Source organism: Cellulosimicrobium sp. G4 BAM 1002 (assembly GCF_057126935.1).
Genome location: NZ_CP182109.1, coordinates 868,598 through 887,990 on the forward strand (window position 1 = coordinate 868,598; position 19,393 = coordinate 887,990).

Sequence of the window (19,393 nt, forward strand, 5' to 3'; positions counted from 1 at the left end):
CGCCTGGTCGACCCGCAGAGATCGCTTGGCCGGAAGGGCCGGACACCTGCGAGCGATCTGACGCCGTTAGGCGGCCCGACCACCCTCGGGCGACCCGGCCGGGCGGGCGACCCGCCGGCGTCGGGCGCGACCACGGTTCTACTTCGCCCGACTGCGGTTCTACCTCGCCCGACTGCGGTTCTACCTCGCCCGACTGCGGTTCTACCTCGGCGGTGCCGGGCGCGAGGAACAACCTATACGCGCGTATGGTTATTGTCCTCGGGTCGCGAGCGCGGCCCGTGGAACGAACGAGGAGTGGACAAGGATAGTCGCCGCCGAAGGGCTCGTCATCGACTGGGCGCAGATGCCCACGTACAACACCGTGATGTCCGTCGCCGTGGGTGCCGGGCTGATCCTGATCGTCATGCTGGGCCGTGAGCTGCTGCGGTCGCCGGGGAAGGTCGTCGTCGAGGGCTGGTCCCTGGCGTTCGGCGTGCTCGGCGCGATCCTCACGGCGACCGGGCTGCACATGACGCTCACGTGGCCGCTCGCCGGGGGCGGCTTCCCGTTCGACAACATCATCTTCGGCGAGACCAGCCTCGCGTTCGGCGTGCTGCTGCTCGCGGCTGCGTTCTACCTGTGGACCCGCGGGCGCGCCGCCCTCGAGCGCACGGACGCTACCGAGCACCTGCAGGCCGTGGCGCGGCCGGTCTCGGTGTTCGTGCTCGGCATGGGCCTCGGTCTCGTCGCCATCGCAGTCGCGGGCGTGACCTACCAGCTCTTCGCCGCGCCGCCCGAGGAGCCCATCTCGGGCGCGTTCGCCGCCTACCCGCTCGTCGAGGCGATCTTCATGTCGGGTCTCATCGCGCTCGTGGGCCTCGGGGCGATCCTCTTCCCGTTCGCCGTGCGCTCGGGACGCCGGCTCGTCCGTACGATCATCGGCTGGGCGTGGGGCCTGTCCGGCGTGGCTTTCCTGCTGTTCGGCGCCATGAACTTCTTCACCCACATCGGGCTGATCGTCAACACGATGGGCTGACGAGCCGGAGCCGGGCGAACCGTGCGGCTGTGGCCGACCGAGGGGTTCGCCTCGTGCGCGCGAGGCGTCATCATGGGGCCATGCAATCTCCGGTGCGCGCCGTGGCCCACGCCGCGGTTCTCGCCGTCGTCGGCGGGCTCTGCCTCGCGGTCGTCGTGAGCGGGGCGTTCGACGTCGTGTCCTTGCCTGACGCTGCCCCTGCCGCCGTGCACTCGCCGCCCGCCGCGTCAGGCGGCACCCCTGGGGCCACCCCCGACGCCGGTGCGACGGCCGAGCCCGGGGGCGAGGACGAGGGCGCGACGGCGGACCCCGCCGCCGGGACCGGCGTCGACCCGGTCTGCCGGGAGGCCGAGGTCGCGTGGGGCGCGGCTGCGAAGGCTCAGGTCAACCTCAGCGTCGAGCACCCCGAGGCCCTCGTCGCCGGTTTCACGACGGCGCGCGACACGCTGGCGGGGGCGACCCCGCCACAGGCCGTCGCCCGGGACTGGGCCGTCGTGACGACCTACCTGACCATGATCGCGGACGAGGTCGAGGTGGTCGGCGCGGACGACACCGGCGAGCTCTCGCGGGCGATCGACCGGGTCGGCCGTCAGATCGACACGGCCGCGCTGATGCAGGCGTCGCAGCGCGTGACCGAGTTCTTCCGCGCCGGCTGCACGTCCTGACCGCTGCGTCAAGGTTTCTCACCCGGTGGCGTGCGACACATGGGGAGCAGTACCCAGATCGCGTGTCTGGGGGCGCGCGACGTCGTTTCGTAGGAAACCATGGTCGCCATGCGCAACCGACTCACGATCACGAAGACCACGACCGCCCTCGCGACGAGCGCCCTCCTCGTCCTCGGGCTCGCCGCGTGCGGCGGCTCGGGCGACGACGCGAGCACCGACTCCGAGACGACCGCCTCCGCCGAGGAGTCGACGCCGGCCGAGGAGGAGACCACCCCGGCCGAGGAGGAGACGACGGAGGAGGAGCCCGCGGAGGCGTCCGGCGACTTCTGCACGGCCTACCAGACCATGATCGACGCCCAGAGCACCCTCGGCGAGATCGACACGAGCGACCCCGCCGCGGCGGTCGCGCAGTTCGAGACCTTCACCGCGTCGCTCGAGGCCGCCGAGGCCCCGGCCGAGATCAGCGCCGACTGGGACACCGTCGCGGGTGCGTTCCGCACGATCACCGACACGCTGTCGACGGCGGTCGACGACCCGGCGAGCGCCGACATGTCCGCGATGACGAGCATCCTGACCGACGAGTCGTTCCAGACGTCGGCGCAGAACGTCGCCACCTACGGCACGCAGAACTGCTGACCTGCCCCCAGACGTTTCCCCGGACCCCGGCTCGCCTGCGCGTGAGCCGGGGTCCGGCGCGTCCGGGCGGCTCGCCGGCGCGCAGGATCGGCCAGGATGGACCCATGCCTGCCTCCGATCCGTCCGCCGTGGTCCGCCCGTCCTCCGTCGGCGCGCCCGAGCCGGGCGCGAGCCCCGCACCGCCGGGTGCAGGGCTCGACCCGCTCACGCTGACCGCAGCTGCGGCCGCGCTGCGCGCGGACCTCGAGGCGTCGCGGTTCACCGTCGACGGCGTCGAGCACGTGCTCGGCCCGGTCGCGTCCGCCGCGCTGCACCGTGAGCAGGCCGTGCCCGCGCGCCGGGCGCTCGCCGGGCCGGAACCGCGACGCGACGACAGCCCGGTCGGCACGCCGTCGTCGGACCCCGCCGGGACGCTCGCCGCACTGTTCCTGCTGGGCGACGACGTGCTACGCCGCGACGTCGACTCCGCGCTCGGACGCACGGGGACCGAAGGCGCCGCGCGGCTCGGGCTCGTCGAGGCGGCCGGGCGGGGCGCCGACGACGCGGTGCGCGCGCTGGTCGACCTGCGCCCCTACGCGACCGCCGACGCCGCCGGGCCCGTGACCTGGTGGCTCTCGTCCGACCTCGGCGAGCTCGCGACGGGTCGACCGCTCGCGGGGGACCACGTGCTGGGCGCGGGCGGCGCGTCGCTCACGCTCGCGCAGGTGACGGTGCGCGACCCCGTCGACCGCGTGCTCGACGTGGGCACCGGGTGCGGCATCCAGGCGCTGCACGCCGCACGGCACGCGCGGTCCGTCGTCGCGACGGACATCTCCCGCCGCGCGCTGGGCTTCGCCGCGTTCAACGCCGCGGTGAACGTCGCGTCCGGCGACGCCGACGCCGCACCGCCCGGGACGGCGATCGAGCTGCGCGAGGGCTCGATGCTCGACCCGGTCGCAGGTGAGCTCTTCGACCTCGTCGTGTCGAACCCGCCGTTCGTCATCACGCCGCGCGCGGGCGGGCGGGGCAGATCGCGCCGCGCCGACGCCCTGCCCGAGTACGAGTACCGCGACGGCGGTCGCGCGGGCGACGACGTCGTGCGCGACCTGGTCACCGGCGTCGGGGCCGTGCTCGCCCCCGGCGGCGTCGCGCAGCTCCTGGGCAACTGGGAGCACCGTCGGGGCGAGCCGTGGGCGGAGCGCGTCGGAGCGTGGCTCGACGCGGCGGGGCTCGACGGTTGGGTGGTCCAGCGCGAGGTGCTGGACCCGGCCGAGTACGCCGAGACGTGGATCCGGGACGGCGGCACGACACCGGAGCGCGAGCCCGCCGCGTGGGAGGCGGCGTACGGCGCCTGGCTCGACGACTTCGCCACGCGCGACGTCGAGGCCGTCGGGTTCGGGATCGTCACGCTGCGCCGGCCGCTCGACGGCGCCCGCCCGACGCTGCGCCGGCTCGAGGAGCACACCGGGTCGCTGCGCCAGCCGCTGGGCGCCCACCTCGCGGCGTCGCTCGCGGCGCACGACTGGCTCGGCGCGCGCGACGACGCGGCGCTCGCGGACGAGCGGCTCGCCGTCGCGCCCGACGTGACCGAGGAGCGGTTCCACACACCCGGCGCGCCCGACCCGACCGTCGTCCTGCTCCGCCAGGGCGACGGCCTCGGGCGCGCGGTCCAGGCGTCGACCGGGCTCGCGGCGCTCGTGGGGGCGAGCGACGGCGAGCTGACGGTCGGGCAGCTCGTGGGCGCCATCGCCGCGCTGTTCGAGGTGCCGGCCGAGGACCTCGCGCACGAGCTGCTGCCCGCCGTCCGCGGCCTCGTGCGCGACGGCTTCCTCACGCCCGCCGACTGAGCCGCGGCGTCAGGCGAAGAGCTGCGCGCCGTACTTCAGCACGACGAGGACCGCGACGCCGACGAGCCACGTCGCCACGAGGTACCCGTAGGCGCCCGAGCGCACGAGACCGAGCAGGCGGGCCTGGGCGCGCCGGGGCAGGTAGAGGTTGTCCTCGAGCACGTTCCAGTGCAGGAGCGAGACGAAGACGAGCGTCGTGGAGACCGTGATCAGCAGGCACCACGGGCACAGCGCGCCGATGACGAACATCGACTGGAAGAACAGCCAGTAGGCGAACACGACGCCCAGCAGGTACACGCACTGCGCGGAGAAGAGGAACCAGCGGGGGAAGCGGGTCCCGCCGAGCGCGGCGACCGCCGTCGTGATGACCACGGGCTCGGCGACCAGACCGAGGAACGCGTTGGGGAAGCCGAAGACCTGCGCCTGCCACGACTGCGCCACGGTCCCGCACGAGATGACGGTGTTGACGTCGCACGACAGCGCGGCCGTCGGGTTCGCGGCGAGGACGACGGCGTCGTAGGACAGCACGAACGCGGCCGTCAGGCTGAGCAGGGCGAACACGAGCATCTCGCCGAACAGGAACCCGCGCGAGTGCGCCCACCCGGTGGGTCGCTCGAACGGGTCGTACGGGGCTGCGGCGCGGTCCGTGCCCGACGGCGGACGGTCGCCCGCGCGGGCGCCGTCGGCCGGGGCGGTGGTCGTGTCGGTCACGGGCGGTCCTCGGGTCCGCGGGGGGCCCCGCCGGCTCTTGACCTTCCGGCGGGCGGGCAGCAGGTGGCGCCGGCCGGCAGGGTGGGCGCGCTGCCGGCCGGCGCCGCCCTCAGCGTACGAACGCGAGGTGTCCCGCCGACAGGGACCATGGTCCCGGGCCTGGCTTCCGGGGGCGGCGGCAGCGAGACGCCCGCGAAGCCCACGGCAGCACATCGCCGCACCCGCCGGTGGGTCGGGGAGGCCGTGACGGCACCACGACCTAAGATCTGTTCGCGCCGCTCCGACGGCGCGCGAGCCCGACCCGCCCCGCCCGAGAGGACCTGAGTGCTGCACGACGACGTCGACTCCCTGCGACGGTCGAGCGCGGCGTGGCGGCTCCTGCGTGCCGACACGGCGCCGCTCGTGCTCTCGTTCCTCGGCACGGTCTTCGTCGAGGACAACGTCCGGGCGATCCCGGAGAGCGAGCTCGTCGCGCGCCTCGACGACCACCTGTGGGCGATCGACCGGCGGCCGCGGACGACTCGCGAAGGTGAGGACGGCGGAGCCGCGGAGGCGCGCTACCCGAGGACCCCGCAGGCGTACGTCGACCACTGGGCGCACCCGGAGCAGGGGTGGCTGCGCGCGTGGTACCCGCCGGGGTCGAGCGAGCCGCACTACGACGCGACGCCCGCCGTCGAGCAGGCCGTGCGCTGGGTCGCGTCGCTGCGCAGCCGCGGGTTCGTCGGCACGGAGTCGCGGCTCAACACCGTCTTCGAGCTCCTGCGCCAGCTCGCCGTCGGCACCGAGTCCGACCCGGCCGAGCGCCTGCGCGAGCTCGAGGACCGGCGTGCGGCGCTCGACGAGGAGATCGCGCAGGTGCGCGCCGGTCGGGTGGCCGTGCTCGACGCCGCCGCGCAGCGCGACCGCTACCAGCAGCTCACGCAGACCGCCGCCGACCTGCTCTCCGACTTCCGCGAGGTCGAGGCCAACTTCCGCACGCTCGACCGGGCGCTGCGCGAGCGCATCACGGGCTGGGACGGCGCCAAGGGCGAGCTGCTCGAGGAGGTCGTGCGCTCACGCACCGCGATCGCCGAGTCCGACCAGGGCCGCTCGTTCCACGCCTTCTACGACTTCCTGCTCGACCGGCGGCGTCAGGAGGAGTTCGCCACGCTCGTCGACCGCGTCCAGTCCCTCGACGCGATCGCGCCGGACGCGCTTCCGGTCGCCGGCTCGGTCGGGCCGGGCGTCGCCGAGCACCGTCGGCTGCGCCGGGTCCACTACGACTGGCTCGACGCCGGCGAGCGCACCCAGGCGACCGTGCGCACGCTCTCGGAACAGCTGCGCCGGTTCCTCGACGACCAGGTCTGGCTCGAGAACCGTCGCGTCATGGACATCCTGCGCGGCGTCGAGGCCAAGGCGCTCGCCGCGCGCGACGCGGGCGCCCGGCCCGGCGCCGACGGACCGCCGGGGATGGCGGTCGACGCCGTCGCGCCCGACGTCGTCCTGCCGACCGAGCGGCCGCTGTTCACACCCCGCCCGACGACCCGGCTCGACTCCGACCACGTCGAGGAGGGTGATGACGACTTCGAGGTCGCGGCCCTCTACGAGCAGGTGCACGTCGACCCCGAGCGCCTCGCCCGGTCGGTCCGGGCGGCGCTCGCCGTCCCCGGCGGCCCGACCGAGGTCGCGCTCGCCGACGTCCTCGCGGCAGCCCCGCTCGAGCACGGACTGGCCGAGCTCGTCACGTACCTGTCGCTCGACGACCCGCGCTTCGCCGTCGTGCACGACGACGAGCGCACCGACGAGGTGCGCTGGGAGGGCGAGGCGCCCTCGGGGCCGGTGCTCCACGACGACGCACCGCAGGACCCGGTGCTGCGCGTCGCCCGCCTGCCGCGCGTGACCTACGCGCGGCGCTCGGCCACGCCGCCGGGAGCCCCGCCCGGTGTCCCCGACCCGCAGGACGTTCGCGCCCGCCCCGCCGCACCGAGCCGTACCCCGGAGGAGACCCCGTGAGCACCACCCGCACCGCGCGCGACCCGGAGCTGTCCGTCGTCGTGACGTCGTTGCTCAAGGGCGTCGTGTACCGCGAGCAGGGCGAGGCGCTGTGGCGCGACCTGCTCGCCCGGGAGGCGCAGGTGCGTGACGCCGTCGCGATGCTGGGCCTGCAGGTCGTCGTCGACGAGGGCGACGGGTACGCCTACCTGCGCTCGCAGCCGGAGCACGAGCGCGACGAGCGCGTCCCGCGCCTGATCCCGCGCCGCGAGCTGCCGTTCGACGTCAGCCTGCTGCTCGCGCTGCTGCGCAAGCGGCTCGCGCAGGCGGACTCCGAAGGAGGGGACACGCGCCTCGTCCTCACGCGGGGCGAGATCGTCGACCTCCTTCGCGTGTTCCTCGCGCAGGACGCGGGCGCGGCGACGAACGAGGCACGGCTCGTCGACCGCGTGGACGCGCTCGTGCGGCGCGTCGTCGAGCTCGGGTTCCTGCGGCCTGCGGGCCGGCCCGATCCCGACGGGCCGGACGGTGCGGCGCCCGGCGTCGGGGCTCCCTCGGGCGCGGACGGCGACGCCCCGGGCGAGCCGCGGCGCTTCGAGGTGCGGCGCATCCTCAAGGCGTTCGTCGACGCGCAGTGGCTCGCGGACTTCGACGCGCGGCTCGCGCAGTACCTCGAGCTCGCGGCGTCGGACGGCGGACCGCGGGACGGGACGACCCGGGCGGCCCCGGCGACGCCGGCGACGACGACGAGGACGGTGGCGTGATGGAGGGCCTGTTCAGCCCGGTCGAGCTGCACGACCCGGCGGCCGACCTCGACGCCCGAGCGGGTTTTCGGCTCGAACGGCTCGAGGTGCTCAACTGGGGCACGTTCGACCAGCGCGTGTGGGCGTTCGACCTCGACGGGCGCAACGCGCTCCTCACGGGGGACATCGGCTCGGGGAAGTCGACCATCGTCGACGCCGTGACGACGCTCCTCGTGCCGTCGCACCGCATCTCGTACAACAAGGCGGCAGGCGCGGGCGCGCGCGAACGGTCGCTGCGGTCGTACGTCGCGGGGCACTACAAGTCGGAGCGCGACGAGGCGACCGGGGCGACGCGGCACGTGGGGCTGCGCGACCGTGGGACGTACTCGGTCGTGCTCGGCCGGTTCGCGAACCGGGGGTTCGACCAGGAGGTCACGCTCGCTCAGGTGTTCTGGCTCGCGCCGGGCCAGTCGGGGCAGCCCGACCGCTTCTTCGTCTCGGCCGACCTACCGCTCACGATCACCGAGGACTTCGCCGGGTTCGGCGACGTGCCCGCGCTCCGGCGCCGGCTGCGGGAGTCGGGTGCGCAGGTGCGCGACCACTTCCCCGAGTACGGGCGCGACTTCCGACGCCTCCTCGGCATCCCGTCCGAGCAGGCGATGGACCTGTTCCACCAGACGGTGTCCATGAAGTCGGTCGGCGACCTCGGCGAGTTCGTGCGCGAGCACATGCTCGAGCCGTTCGACGCCGACCGCTGGACCGACCGGCTCGTCGCGCACTTCGACGACCTCACGAGCGCGCACGACGCCGTCGTGCGAGCGACCGCGCAGATCGACCGGCTCGCGCCGCTGCTGGCCGACTGCGACGCGCACGACGCGCTGGGAGAGCGGGCGGCTGCCCTCGTGGCCCGACGCGACGCGCTGCGCGCCTTCACGGCGTCGCGCCGGGTCGCCGACCTCGACGGCCTCATCGGCGCGCTCGACGAGCGCGTGACCGACGGCGAGTCCCGCCGCGCCCGTGTCGCGGACGAGCTCGGCCTGCTCGCGGGCGAGCGGCAGCGCCTCGAGCTCGAGCGCGCCGGGCACGGCGGCGACCGGCTCGCGGCGATCGAGGGGGAGGTCGCGCGCCGCGAGGTCGAGCGGGCGGCACGTGAGCGCCGCGTCGCCCAGCTCGCGGGCTACGCCGCCGCGGCCGGTCTCGCGCCGGCCTTCGCCGCCGTCGCTGAACCCGGGGTTGCAGGTCAGCCCGGCCGATCAGTGCCGTCCAACCCCGGGCTCGACGGAAGGATCGACGACGCACGCGCGATCGCGGACGCGCTCGTCGACGCCGAGGCGTTCGCCGCGCTGCGGCGCGAGGCGGACGACGCCGCGGTCCGGGTGCGCGACGACCTCGCCCGGGCGGAGGAGCGGGCGGCCGAGGTCGCGGCCGAGCTGCGCGCCGTCGAGCAGGAGACGACGGACGTCAAGGCCGAGCTCGCGAGCCTCGCCGACCGTCGTTCCAACCTGCCTCGCACCCACCTGGACGTGCGGGACCGGCTGTGCGCCGGCGTCGGGCTCGCGCCGGGCGACGTGCCGTTCGTCGGCGAGCTGCTCGCAGTGCGGCCCGAGCACGCCGACTGGGAGGGCGCGGCCGAGCGCGTGCTGCGCGGCTTCGCGCTGTCCCTGCTGGTCCCCGCCGAGCACTACGACGACGTCGCGGCGTGGGTCGACCGCGAGCACCTCGGGCTGCGGCTCGTCTACCACCGGGTCCCCGAGCGGGTCCCGGCCCGGCGCCCCGCGCCCCGCGAGGACGGCGTCCCGCTCCTTGCCGACCTGCTCGACGTGCGCCGTCTCGACGACGCGCCGTCGCTCACCGCCTGGGTCGAGGCCGAGCTCGAGCGCCGCGCGGACCACGCGTGCGCGCCCGACCTCGACGCGTTCCGCCGACTGCCGCGGGCGATCACGCGCGCCGGCCAGGTCAAGCACGCGCCGGACCACCACGAGAAGAACGACACGCGCGCCGTCGACGACCGCCGCGCGTACGTGCTCGGCTGGTCCACGCAGGCGAAGATCGACGCCCTGCTCGAGCAGGCGGCCGAGGTGACGGCCCGGCGCGACGCCCTCGCGCGCCGTCGTGACGAGGCCGCCGCCGCTCGCGGCGACCTCCAGGCGCGCGCTGCCGCGCTGGGTCGTCTCGACGTCTACCGCGACTGGGACGAGCTCGACCGCGGAGCGGAGACCGCGCGCATCGCCGAGCTCGCCGAGGAGAAGCGCCGGCTCGAGCAGGCGAGCGACGAGCTCGGGAGGATCGCCGCGCTCCTCGACGACAACGGCCGCCGCCAGGGCGAGCTCGAGGCCGAGCGCGACCGCGTCGTCGCGACGCTCGGCGCCGACCGGCACGCGCTCGACGAGGCGCGTGCGGCCCGCGACCGTGCGCGCGCCGTGCTCGACGGCGCCGGCGACGCCCTCGACGAGGAGACGACGGCGGCCCTCGCCGCCGAGTTCGACCGTGAGCTCGCGACCGTCCCGCCGGAGGACGCACCCACGGCCGACGGCGCGACGCGTGCGACCGGCGCGCCCGGCGGTCCGACACGCGCCGCCGACCTCGACGCCGTCGAGAACGCCGTCCGTTCGCGCCTCACGACCGAGGCCGAGCAGGCGCAGCGCGACCGCGCCGACCTGGGCACGCGGATCGCCGGCCAGATGGCGGTCTTCCGCTCCGCGTACCCCGTCGAGACGGCGGAGCTCGACGCGGACGTGCGTTCCGCCGACGGCTACCGCGAGATCCACGACCGCCTCGTCCGCGACGACCTGCCGCGCTTCGAAGCCGACTTCAAGGCCTACCTCAACACCAACGCGATCCGCGACATCGCCGGCTTCGCGGCCGAGCTCGCCAAGCAGGCGGACGTCATCCGCGACCGCATCGACACGATCAACGACTCGCTCCGCGCGATCGACTACAACCCCGGCCGGTACATCCGGCTGGAGATGTCGCGCACGCCGAACCTCGAGGTGCGCGAGTTCCAGCAGGACCTCCGGGCGTGCACCGACGGTGACGGCATCCTCGCGGAGGAGGACCGCGCGCTCGCGGAGGGCGACGGTTCGCTGGCGGACGGGAGCGGCGCGCTGTCGTACTCCGAGGACCGGTTCCTGCGCGTCAAGGCGCTCGTCGAGCGCTTCCGCGGACGCGAAGGCATGACCGACCTCGACGAGGCGTGGCGCCGCCGCGTCACGGACGTGCGCAACTGGTTCGTGCTCTCGGCCTCCGAGCGGTCGCGCGCCGACGACTCCGAGCACGAGCACTACTCCGACTCCGGCGGCAAGTCCGGCGGGCAGAAGGAGAAGCTCGCCTACACGATCCTCGCGGCGTCCCTCGCGTACCAGTTCAAGCTCGACTGGGGTGCCGTGCGCTCGACCGCGTTCCGGTTCGTCGTCATCGACGAGGCGTTCGGCCGCGGGTCGGACGAGTCGACGCGGTTCGCGCTCGAGCTGTTCCGGCGCCTCGGGCTGCAGCTGCTCATCGTCACGCCCCTGCAGAAGATCCACGTCATCGAGCCGTACATCTCGGCCGTCGGCTTCGTGGACAACCCGACCGGCCGCTCGTCACGCCTGCGCACGCTCTCGATCGCCGCCTACCGCGACGGCCGTCCCGCCGGCGATCTCGTCCCGGCGTCGGAACCCGCGACGACGTAGAGCCCTCTCGGCCGAGGTAGAACCGTGGTCTGCCGAGGTAGAACCGTGGTTCGCCGAAGTAGAACCATGGTCACGCGAAGTAGAACCGTGGTCTGCCGAAGTAGAACCGTGGTCATGTCCGACGGCGCGTGGTCGGGTTGGGCGTCGGGGTGGGTGGGGGCGCCGCGTCTACCATCCGCCGCTCGTTCCTCGCGGCTCCCGCCAGGCCCGACCACGACGCGGCGCCCCCACCCACCCCTCCGGCGTCGTCTCGCCCAGGTCGGTGCTCACCCGGGCGACGGCCCCCGGGTGCTGCGCCGAGCATGTCGTTGCGGCTCGTCCTGGGCGCGTGACGGGCGAGAACCGCATGCTCGACGGGCCTGGACCGCATGTCGGCACGAGCACGAAACGGGCCGCGACGCCTCGCCCGGCATGCGTGAGCCGTCGCCGTCGCCGGGACACGGTTCTGCTTCGTGTGACCACAGTTCTACCTCGCGGGACCACGGTTCTACCTCGCGGGACCACGGTTCTACCTCGCGGGACCACGGTTCTACTTCGGCGGGCCTCGAGCGCTTGTGGGCCGCGCGCCTGCCCGAGGTGCGGTGATGGAGGAGCGGGTGGGGCGGCGTCGGATGCGAAGGGCGTCAAGGCCGCGCTCCTCAAACCCACGCCCGACAGACCACGGTGACGGCGCGGACAGCCCGAGCGCCGACGCCGCCCCGCACGCGGACCCGACCACGAGCTGCCCGACCCGGCCCGAACACCGAAGCACACCCGCACGCGGACCCGACCACGAGCTGCCCGACCCGACCAAAACACCGAAGCAGACCCGCACGCGGACCCGACCACAACCAGCCCAACCCAGCGCGAGCACCGACCACAGCACGTCCAGGGCGACCCGGAGACCGACGGCGGTCGCGTCAGTCGAGCGGGTGTGGGCGCCGGGCCCCGGCGAGGGTCGACGCGAGGATCGCCTCGATGGCGAACGCGGTGGACTCGGCGAGGTCGATGGCGTCGGGGTCGAGGAGCCACTGCGTCTGCAGTCCGTCCATCGCGCCGATGATCGTCGAGGCGGCGAGGTCGAGCGCGGCGTCGGTGATGTCGTAGTCGGTGTCCGTGTCGCCGGCCGCCCGGCGTTCCTCGACGACCTCGCGGAGTGCACCGGCGATGTCGGCGCGCAGGCCGGTGAACCGTTCGGTGACCCACGCGCTCGCCGGGTGCCCGTCGGTGACGGCCTCGCCGGTGAGCACCGTGTACGCCTGGACGATGCCGGGGCGCTCGGCGTTGATCGCGGCCGTCTTGACGAGGTGGCGGAAGAGGTCGAGGCCGCCGGGGATGTGCTGGCCCTCGAGGTGTTCCACGTCCACGCGGTCGCGGAACTCGAGGACCTCCGTGAGGAGCCGATCCTTCGACCCGAAGTGGTGCAGCACGCCCGCGTGCGTGATGCCGACCTGCTCGGCGACCTCGGCGAGCGAGCCCTGGTGGTAGCCCTTCGAGCCGAACACACGCATGGCGGCGCGGAGGATCTCCTCGCGTCGCTCGAGCGTCGCCGGGCGCGTCCGGCGGGGACGACGAGGGGCGCCCGGTGTTCGCACGGGCGGGGCGCTCTCGGCGGTGTGCCGCTCTGAGGAGACGTCGGTCATGACGTCACCATACTGCGAGGCGAAATCGCGTACTGACGAGTAAGTAATGTCATGGATTCGGGCCGGAAGGGCGTCGACGACGAAGCGTCCATGTCGCCGGGGACCACGGACCTGCGCCCATGCCGTCGCTCGGGGAGCGCGTGGTCCTGGTGCGCGACGTGCACGGAGCTGCGCGTGACGCCGCGGGCCGTGTCGCTCGTCCTCACGCGGTTGGGGCCGAGCCCGCAGGAGTGAGCCGCCTCTTCAAGCGGTCTTCCCGGAACCCACACACGGGTCATCTACCGTGGGGGGATGCTCTCGGACCACGCCCCGACGACCCCGCTGCCGACCAGCGGCGCGTCGGGCACGCGGCCGCTGCCGGTGACGCCGGCGGCCGCACCGCCGTCGTACTACGCCCCACCGCCCGGGCCCGGGCCCACGGGACCGGTCCGCGGCCCCGTGCCGGGCCCCGCGGTCGGCGGGCCTTCCTCCTCGCGCCCGCCCGCAGCCGCGCAGGGGCCGACCGTCGCGGCGCGGGTCGCGGCCGCCGTCGTGGCGGTCCTCGCCGCCGCGGTGGCGTGGGCGATCTGGCGCTTCTTCGTCGACACGTTCGCGGGGCAGATGCTTGAGCGTGCCGCGTTCGACGGCGCCGACGCCGGGCAGGGTGCGCTGTGGGCGGTCGCGGAGCCCGTCCTGGACACGGTGTCCGTCGCGTTCGTCGTGGGCGGGCTCGGCGCGGCGATGGGGATCGCGCTCCTGCGGCGCCGTTGGGGCCTCGCGGTCCAGGTGGCGTTCCTCGTCGTCGGTGCGAACGTCACGACCCAGCTCGTCAAGCACTCCCTCCTCGGTCGGGAGAACCTCATCGGCGGGTGGACCGCGGACAACTCGCTGCCCAGCGGTCACACCACCGTCGCGGGCTCGGTCGCCGCCGCGCTCCTGCTCGTCGTGCCGCGCGCGGCACGGCCTCTCGTGGCGATTCTCGGCGGCGCGTACACGGCAGCGACGGGCGTCTCGACGCTCGTCGGGCAGTGGCACCGGCCGAGCGACGTCGTGGCCGCGGTGCTCGTGGTCCTCGCGTGGGGAGCGCTCGTGTGCGCCTTCACGCCCCGCTCGGCCCTCGACCCGGGCGCGGGAGCGTCTCCCGGTTCCGTCGTGACGGCCGTCCTCCTGCTCGTCGGCGCGGGGGCGGCCGGCATGGCGGCGCTGTGGTCCCTGCGCGCGACGCCGGCGACCTGGGAAACGACGAGCGCGCAGGAGATCACGGCGTACCTCGGCGGTGTCGCCGGTGTCGTCGCGGTCACGGCCGCGGCGTTCGCGATCCTGCTGCTCGTGCGCCAGTCCACCGCTCGCCCGGACCCCCGTGCCGTTCGAGGGTAGGGTGCCGCTGGCGCGAAGGGCGTAACGTCGTAGGCTGCCACGCCGGAAACCACGCACCCACGGACGAAAGCAGGATCGGATGCCACGCAAGCTCGTGATCGTCGAGTCGCCCGCCAAGGCTCGCAAGATCCAGGGCTACCTCGGCGACGACTACGAGGTCGAGGCGAGCGTCGGGCACATCCGCGACCTGCCCCAGCCGTCGGAGCTCCCCGCGGACATGAAGAAGGGCCCGTACGGGAAGTTCGCCGTCGACGTCGACCACGGCTTCGACCCCTACTACGAGGTCTACGCGGACAAGAAGAAGAAGGTCGCCGAGCTCAAGCGGGCGCTCAAGGACGCCGACGAGCTCTACCTCGCGACCGACGAGGACCGCGAGGGCGAGGCCATCGCGTGGCACCTGCTCGAGGCGCTCAAGCCCAAGGTCCCGGTCAAGCGCATGGTGTTCCACGAGATCACCCGGGAGGCCATCCAGCGGGCCCTGCAGAACACGCGCGACCTCGACGAGCACCTCGTCGACGCGCAGGAGACTCGTCGCATCCTCGACCGTCTCTACGGGTACGAGGTCTCGCCGGTCCTGTGGCGCAAGATCGCGTCGGGCCTGTCCGCGGGCCGCGTGCAGTCGGTCGCGACCCGGCTCGTCGTCGAGCGCGAGCGGGAGCGCATGGCGTTCGTCGCCGCGGAGTACTGGGACGTCACGGGGACGTTCGAGCACGCCGACGACGCCGCGCCCGACGCCGGCAAGGCGTTCGGCGCCCGTCTCGTCCAGGTGGGTGGCACGCGCGTGGCGTCGGGTCGCGACTTCGACGACCGCGGCCGGCTCAAGGCAGCCGCCGCGCGCGACGGCGTCGCGCACCTCGACGAGGCGACGGCGCGCGCCGTCGTCACGGGCCTCGCGGACGCGGCATTCACGGTCCGGTCGCTCGAGACCAAGCCGTACACGCGCCGTCCCGCCGCGCCGTTCACGACGTCGACCCTCCAGCAGGAGGCGAGCCGCAAGCTGCGCATGTCGTCGCGCCAGGCGATGCGGACCGCGCAGTCGCTGTACGAGAACGGCTACATCACGTACATGCGTACGGATTCCCCGTCGCTCTCGGCCGAGGCGACGACCGCCGCGCGCCGCCAGGCCTCGGAGCTCTACGGACCCGAGTTCGTGCCCGACAAGCCGCGCGTCTACACGTCGAAGAACCAGGGCGCCCAGGAGGCGCACGAGGCGATCCGCCCCGCGGGCGACTCGTTCCGCACGCCCGCGCAGGTCAAGCGCGAGCTGAGCGACGACCAGTTCAAGCTGTACGAGCTCGTGTGGAAGCGCACGGTCGCGTCGCAGATGGCGGACGCCAAGGGGTCGACGGCCTCCGTGCGGATCGGCGCGCCGCTCGCCGCTGCGACCGACGTGCCCGCCGGGCTCGCGGGCAGCGACGCCGTGTTCGCCGCGTCCGGAACGGTCATCACGTTCCGCGGGTTCCTCGCGGCGTACGAGGAGAGCTCTGACGTCGACCGCTACGCCGAGGACGCGCCCGTCGCGAGCGCGAAGGGCGACGACGAGGCCCGGCTGCCGCAGATGGCCGAAGGCGACTCGCTGCGCGCCGACGAGCTCACGGCCGACGGGCACAGCACCTCGGCACCCCCGCGCTACACCGAGGCGAGCCTCGTCAAGGCGCTCGAGGAGCTCGGCATCGGCCGCCCGTCCACCTACGCGTCGACGATCTCGACCGTCCAGGACCGTGGCTACGTGCTGTCCCGCGGGCAGGCGCTCGTGCCGAGCTGGCTCGCGTTCGCCGTCGTGCGGCTCCTCGAGGAGCACTTCGACTGGCTCGTGGACTACCGCTTCACGGCCGAGATGGAGCAGGACCTCGACCAGATCGCGGCCGGCCAGCGCGACCGCGTGGCGTGGCTCTCCCGGTTCTACTTCGGAGACGGCACCGGCCGGCCCGAGGGCGAGGGCCTGCGCGACCTCGTCGCCAACCTCGGCGACATCGACGCGCGCGGCATCAACTCGGTGCCCATCGGCGAGGGCATCCAGCTGCGGGTCGGCAAGTACGGTCCGTACGTGGAAGACCTCTCCACGCCCGTCAAGGAGGGGGAGAACCCGCCGCGCGCCTCCGTGCCCGACGACGTCGCCCCCGACGAGCTGACCGTCGCCAAGGCGCGCGAGCTCCTCGCGGCCGGCGCCGACGACGGCAGGGTGCTCGGCACCGACCCGGTGTCCGGCAACGAGGTCGTGGCGAAGGCCGGCCGCTACGGCCCGTACGTCACCGAGGTGCTCGACCTCCCGCCGATCGACACGAGCCTGTCGGCCGCGGCGCAGAAGCGCGCCAAGGCCGCTCAGCCCAAGCCGCGCACCGCGTCGCTGCTCAAGACCCAGTCGCTCGACACGATCACGCTCGACGACGCGCTGCGACTGCTCTCGCTGCCGCGCGTCGTCGGGGTGGACCCCGAGAGCGGGACCGAGATCACCGCGCAGAACGGCCGCTACGGCCCGTACCTCAAGAAGGGCACCGACTCGCGGACCCTCCCGAGCGAGGAGGCGATGTTCACCGTCACGCTCGACGAGGCGCTCGAGCTGTACAAGCAGCCGAAGCGCGGCCGCGGGGCCACCGCCGCACCGCCGCTGCGTGAGCTCGGCGACGACCCGAACAGCGGCAAGCCGATCGTCGTCAAGGACGGCCGGTTCGGCGCGTACGTGACGGACGGCGAGACGAACCGGACGCTGCCGCGCGACGTGACGCCTGAGTCGATCACCTCGGAGCGAGCGATCGAGCTGCTCGCCGAGAAGCGCGCCCAGGGCCCGGCGAAGAAGCGCACGACGGCCCGGAAGCCGGCGGCGAAAAAGACCCCCGCCAAGAAGCCCGCCGCGAAGTCGACGAAGTAGAACCCCGGTCGGTCGAGGGAGAACCCCGGGTCAGCCGAAGTAGAACCGTGGTTGTCCGACGGCGGTCGCTCACCCTGGGTGTCGGGGTGGGTGGGGGCGCCCTGGTCGGTGCTCACCTCACCCGGGCCCACGGCCCGCAGGGCCGGTCTCGCGTCCTCGGGCCGTCGTGCCGTCGGGCCGTGCGGCCGGCGCCCGAGCCTCGCGTGGTTGTCGAGCACGACGTTGCTCTTTGTCGAACACGACCTTGGTGTCGCTACGGCCTGGTTAACGACGCTCATGTCGTGTTCGGCGCGTGACCACGCCCCGCATGCGGACCCGACCACGACCGCCGTCCTGATCCACATGACGATGGACCTATAAGCATGAGTGCTGTTATAACAGTGCTGTGACAAACATCGACCCCACCACGATCCCCGGCCGCTGGGACGCACTGCATGCGCTGCTGCGGCGTCTGGACGACGAGATCGCCACCGTCTACACCGACCGCGGCATCGAGGGTGTGCGCCCTCGCTTCGTGTACCCGCTCATCCGGCTCGCGCACACCGGGCCGCTGACGATCCGCGAGCTCGCCGCGTCGCTCGGCCGGACGCACTCCGCCATGAGCCAGACCGTCGGTGCCATGCGGCGCGAGGGCCTGGTCGAGACCGCGCCCGGTGACGACGCTCGGACCCGTCGCGTGGTGCTCACCGACCGGGCGCGCGAGCTCGTGCCGTTCCTCGAGGCGGAGTGGCGGGCGACCGAGGAGTCGGTCGCCGAGATCGACGACGAGCTGCCGCACGCCCTCAGCGCGGCGGTCGTCGAGCTGGAACAGGTGCTCGCACGGCGGTCGCTGCGCGAGCGCCTCGTCGAGCGGCTCGACGCAGCGGGCTACCCGGTGCCCGCGGACGCCGGGGCCACGGCAGCCACCGCAGCCCGCAGCGCCGAGCGGGCCGACGCCGCGGTGCCCGACGCGCCGAGCGAGCGCTGACGTGCGCGCACACGTCCTCGACCTGCGCCCGCTGCGCACGAGCCGGGCCTACCGCGACCTGTGGGCGGGGTCGGCCGTCGGTGGGCTCGGCATCCAGGTGGCGACGGTCGCGGTCCTGCTGCAGGTCTGGGAGCTGACGCACAGCCCGGTGTGGACAGGCACCATCGGCCTCGCGACCGCCGTGCCACTCCTCACGCTCGGCCTCGTCGGCGGGCACCTCGCCGACGTCCACGACCGCCGCACGATCATGCGCCTCGCGGCGGCCGGTCAGGTGCTCGCCGCTCTCGGCCTCGTGGCGCAGGCCGTCGCCGGGAACCGGTCGGTGTGGGTGCTCCTGGGTCTGGTGAGCCTCGGTGCCGCGTGCAACGCGCTCGGCTCTCCCGCGCGCCGGACGGCCCCGCCGCGCCTGCTGCCCCCCGACCAGGTCGCCGCCGGGCTCGCCCTGCAGAACCTCTCCTTCCAGGTCGCCATGCTCGTCGGCCCGGCGCTCGCCGGGCTGGTCCTCGCGCGGTGGGACCTTCCTGCGGCGTATGGGCTGCAGGCCGCTGCGGCACTGGTCGCCCTGCTCGGTCTCGTGCGCCTCCCGCCGCTGCCACCGGGTGCGCCCGTCCAGGCTCGCGACGTCGTTCCCTCGGAGGCGGAGGACGTCGTTCCCGCCGGGCGGCGTCGGGCGGCGTCGGGCGGCTGGTCTATCGTCTGGCGCAAGCCGACGCTGCGTGGCTCGTTCGCGACGGACGTCGCGGCCACCGTGCTCGCGATGCCGATCTCCCTGTTCCCGCTCGTCAACGAGGTCCGGTTCGACGGCGACCCGCGCACCCTGGGCCTGTTCCTCTCGGCGATCGCCGTCGGAGGCATCGGGGCGGGGCTCTTCTCCGGTGCGGTCACGCGCGCTCCGCGCGCGGGCGCCCTGCAGCTCGCCGCGGCGGCGACGTGGGGCGTCGCGCTCGCCGGTTTCGGGCTCGCGGGGCCGTTGTGGGTCGCGCTCGCATGCCTCGCCGTCGCGGGCGCCGCGGACACGGTGTCCGTCGTGACGCGCGGAGCGCTCGTCCAGCTCGAGACGCCGGACGAGTTCCGCGGGCGCGTGTCGTCGGTCGAGCACGTCGTCGGGGTCGCGGGGCCGGAGGTCGGCAACTTCCGCGGCGGCGTGCTCGCGTCGCTGACGTCCGCGCCCGTCGCGCTGGTCGCGGGCGGGCTCGTGGCGAGCGCCGTCGTCGGGCTGGTGGCCTGGCGCAACGCACCCCTCCGCCGCTACCGCACCCCGACGCCGGACCCCCTCCCCGTCCGATGAAGGCATGAAATGGGCATGGCGGGTGTCCAGGACAGGGCCCATTTCATGCCCAC

The 19,393-nt window shown here is 74.1% G+C and carries 13 protein-coding genes; 11 read left to right on the forward strand and 2 right to left on the reverse strand.

Annotated elements, in window-relative coordinates:
* Positions 1 to 343: 343 nt before the first annotated feature.
* From ACMXGY_RS04090 to ACMXGY_RS04105, 4 genes are all read left to right on the forward strand, one after another.
* Positions 344 to 1,015, forward strand: a complete 672-nt coding sequence (locus tag ACMXGY_RS04090; protein WP_483775611.1) for a DUF981 domain-containing protein — start codon at positions 344 to 346, stop codon at positions 1,013 to 1,015.
* 80 nt (positions 1,016 to 1,095) lie between these two features.
* On the forward strand, positions 1,096 to 1,680 hold the full coding sequence (locus tag ACMXGY_RS04095) for a hypothetical protein (RefSeq protein ID WP_483775612.1): 585 nt from the start codon (positions 1,096 to 1,098) through the stop codon (positions 1,678 to 1,680).
* Positions 1,681 to 1,788: 108 nt separating this feature from the next.
* A complete protein-coding gene (locus tag ACMXGY_RS04100) occupies positions 1,789 to 2,316 on the forward strand; it encodes a hypothetical protein (RefSeq protein ID WP_483775613.1) in 528 nt (175 codons plus the stop codon).
* Between the two features lie 104 nt (positions 2,317 to 2,420).
* A complete protein-coding gene (locus tag ACMXGY_RS04105; RefSeq protein ID WP_483775614.1) occupies positions 2,421 to 4,142 on the forward strand; it encodes a DUF7059 domain-containing protein in 1,722 nt (573 codons plus the stop codon).
* A 9-nt stretch (positions 4,143 to 4,151) separates the two neighbouring features.
* On the opposite strand, the gene ACMXGY_RS04110 is transcribed toward ACMXGY_RS04105, so the two are convergent.
* On the reverse strand, positions 4,152 to 4,853 hold the full coding sequence (locus ACMXGY_RS04110) for a vitamin K epoxide reductase family protein (protein ID WP_483775615.1): 702 nt from the start codon (positions 4,851 to 4,853) through the stop codon (positions 4,152 to 4,154).
* 324 nt (positions 4,854 to 5,177) lie between these two features.
* On the opposite strand from ACMXGY_RS04110, the gene ACMXGY_RS04115 reads away from it, so the two are divergent.
* Genes ACMXGY_RS04115 through ACMXGY_RS04125 form a run of 3 tightly spaced genes read left to right on the forward strand, consistent with a single transcriptional unit; the run spans position 5,178 to position 11,238 of the window.
* Positions 5,178 to 6,845, forward strand: a complete 1,668-nt coding sequence (locus ACMXGY_RS04115; RefSeq protein ID WP_483775616.1) for a DUF3375 domain-containing protein — start codon at positions 5,178 to 5,180, stop codon at positions 6,843 to 6,845.
* On the forward strand, positions 6,842 to 7,588 hold the full coding sequence (locus ACMXGY_RS04120; RefSeq protein ID WP_483775617.1) for a DUF4194 domain-containing protein: 747 nt from the start codon (positions 6,842 to 6,844) through the stop codon (positions 7,586 to 7,588). The genes ACMXGY_RS04115 and ACMXGY_RS04120 overlap by 4 nt, the downstream gene beginning before the upstream one ends.
* On the forward strand, positions 7,588 to 11,238 hold the full coding sequence (locus tag ACMXGY_RS04125; RefSeq protein WP_483775618.1) for an ATP-binding protein: 3,651 nt from the start codon (positions 7,588 to 7,590) through the stop codon (positions 11,236 to 11,238). Before ACMXGY_RS04120 ends, ACMXGY_RS04125 begins: the two co-directional genes overlap by 1 nt.
* Positions 11,239 to 12,137: 899 nt before the next feature.
* Here ACMXGY_RS04125 and ACMXGY_RS04130 read toward each other — a convergent pair.
* Positions 12,138 to 12,860 carry a TetR/AcrR family transcriptional regulator gene (locus ACMXGY_RS04130; RefSeq protein WP_483775619.1) on the reverse strand — a complete coding sequence of 241 codons (723 nt, stop codon included), beginning with the start codon at positions 12,858 to 12,860 and terminating at the stop codon, positions 12,138 to 12,140.
* Between the two features lie 291 nt (positions 12,861 to 13,151).
* Between ACMXGY_RS04130 and ACMXGY_RS04135 the strand changes: the two genes are divergently transcribed.
* The 4 genes from ACMXGY_RS04135 to ACMXGY_RS04150 all read left to right on the forward strand — a co-directional run bounded on the left by ACMXGY_RS04135 (position 13,152) and on the right by ACMXGY_RS04150 (position 19,340).
* On the forward strand, positions 13,152 to 14,216 hold the full coding sequence (locus ACMXGY_RS04135) for a phosphatase PAP2 family protein (protein ID WP_483775620.1): 1,065 nt from the start codon (positions 13,152 to 13,154) through the stop codon (positions 14,214 to 14,216).
* Between the two features lie 79 nt (positions 14,217 to 14,295).
* The gene (gene topA / locus ACMXGY_RS04140) at positions 14,296 to 17,085 is read left to right on the forward strand and encodes a type I DNA topoisomerase (RefSeq protein ID WP_483775621.1); all 2,790 of its coding nucleotides are present in this window, start codon (positions 14,296 to 14,298) and stop codon (positions 17,083 to 17,085) included.
* Between the two features lie 385 nt (positions 17,086 to 17,470).
* Positions 17,471 to 18,052, forward strand: coding sequence for a MarR family winged helix-turn-helix transcriptional regulator (locus ACMXGY_RS04145; RefSeq protein WP_483775622.1), 582 nt, complete (start codon positions 17,471 to 17,473; stop codon positions 18,050 to 18,052).
* 1 nt (position 18,053) lies between these two features.
* Positions 18,054 to 19,340 carry an MFS transporter gene (locus tag ACMXGY_RS04150; protein WP_483775623.1) on the forward strand — a complete coding sequence of 429 codons (1,287 nt, stop codon included), beginning with the start codon at positions 18,054 to 18,056 and terminating at the stop codon, positions 19,338 to 19,340.
* Positions 19,341 to 19,393: the final 53 nt, after the last annotated feature.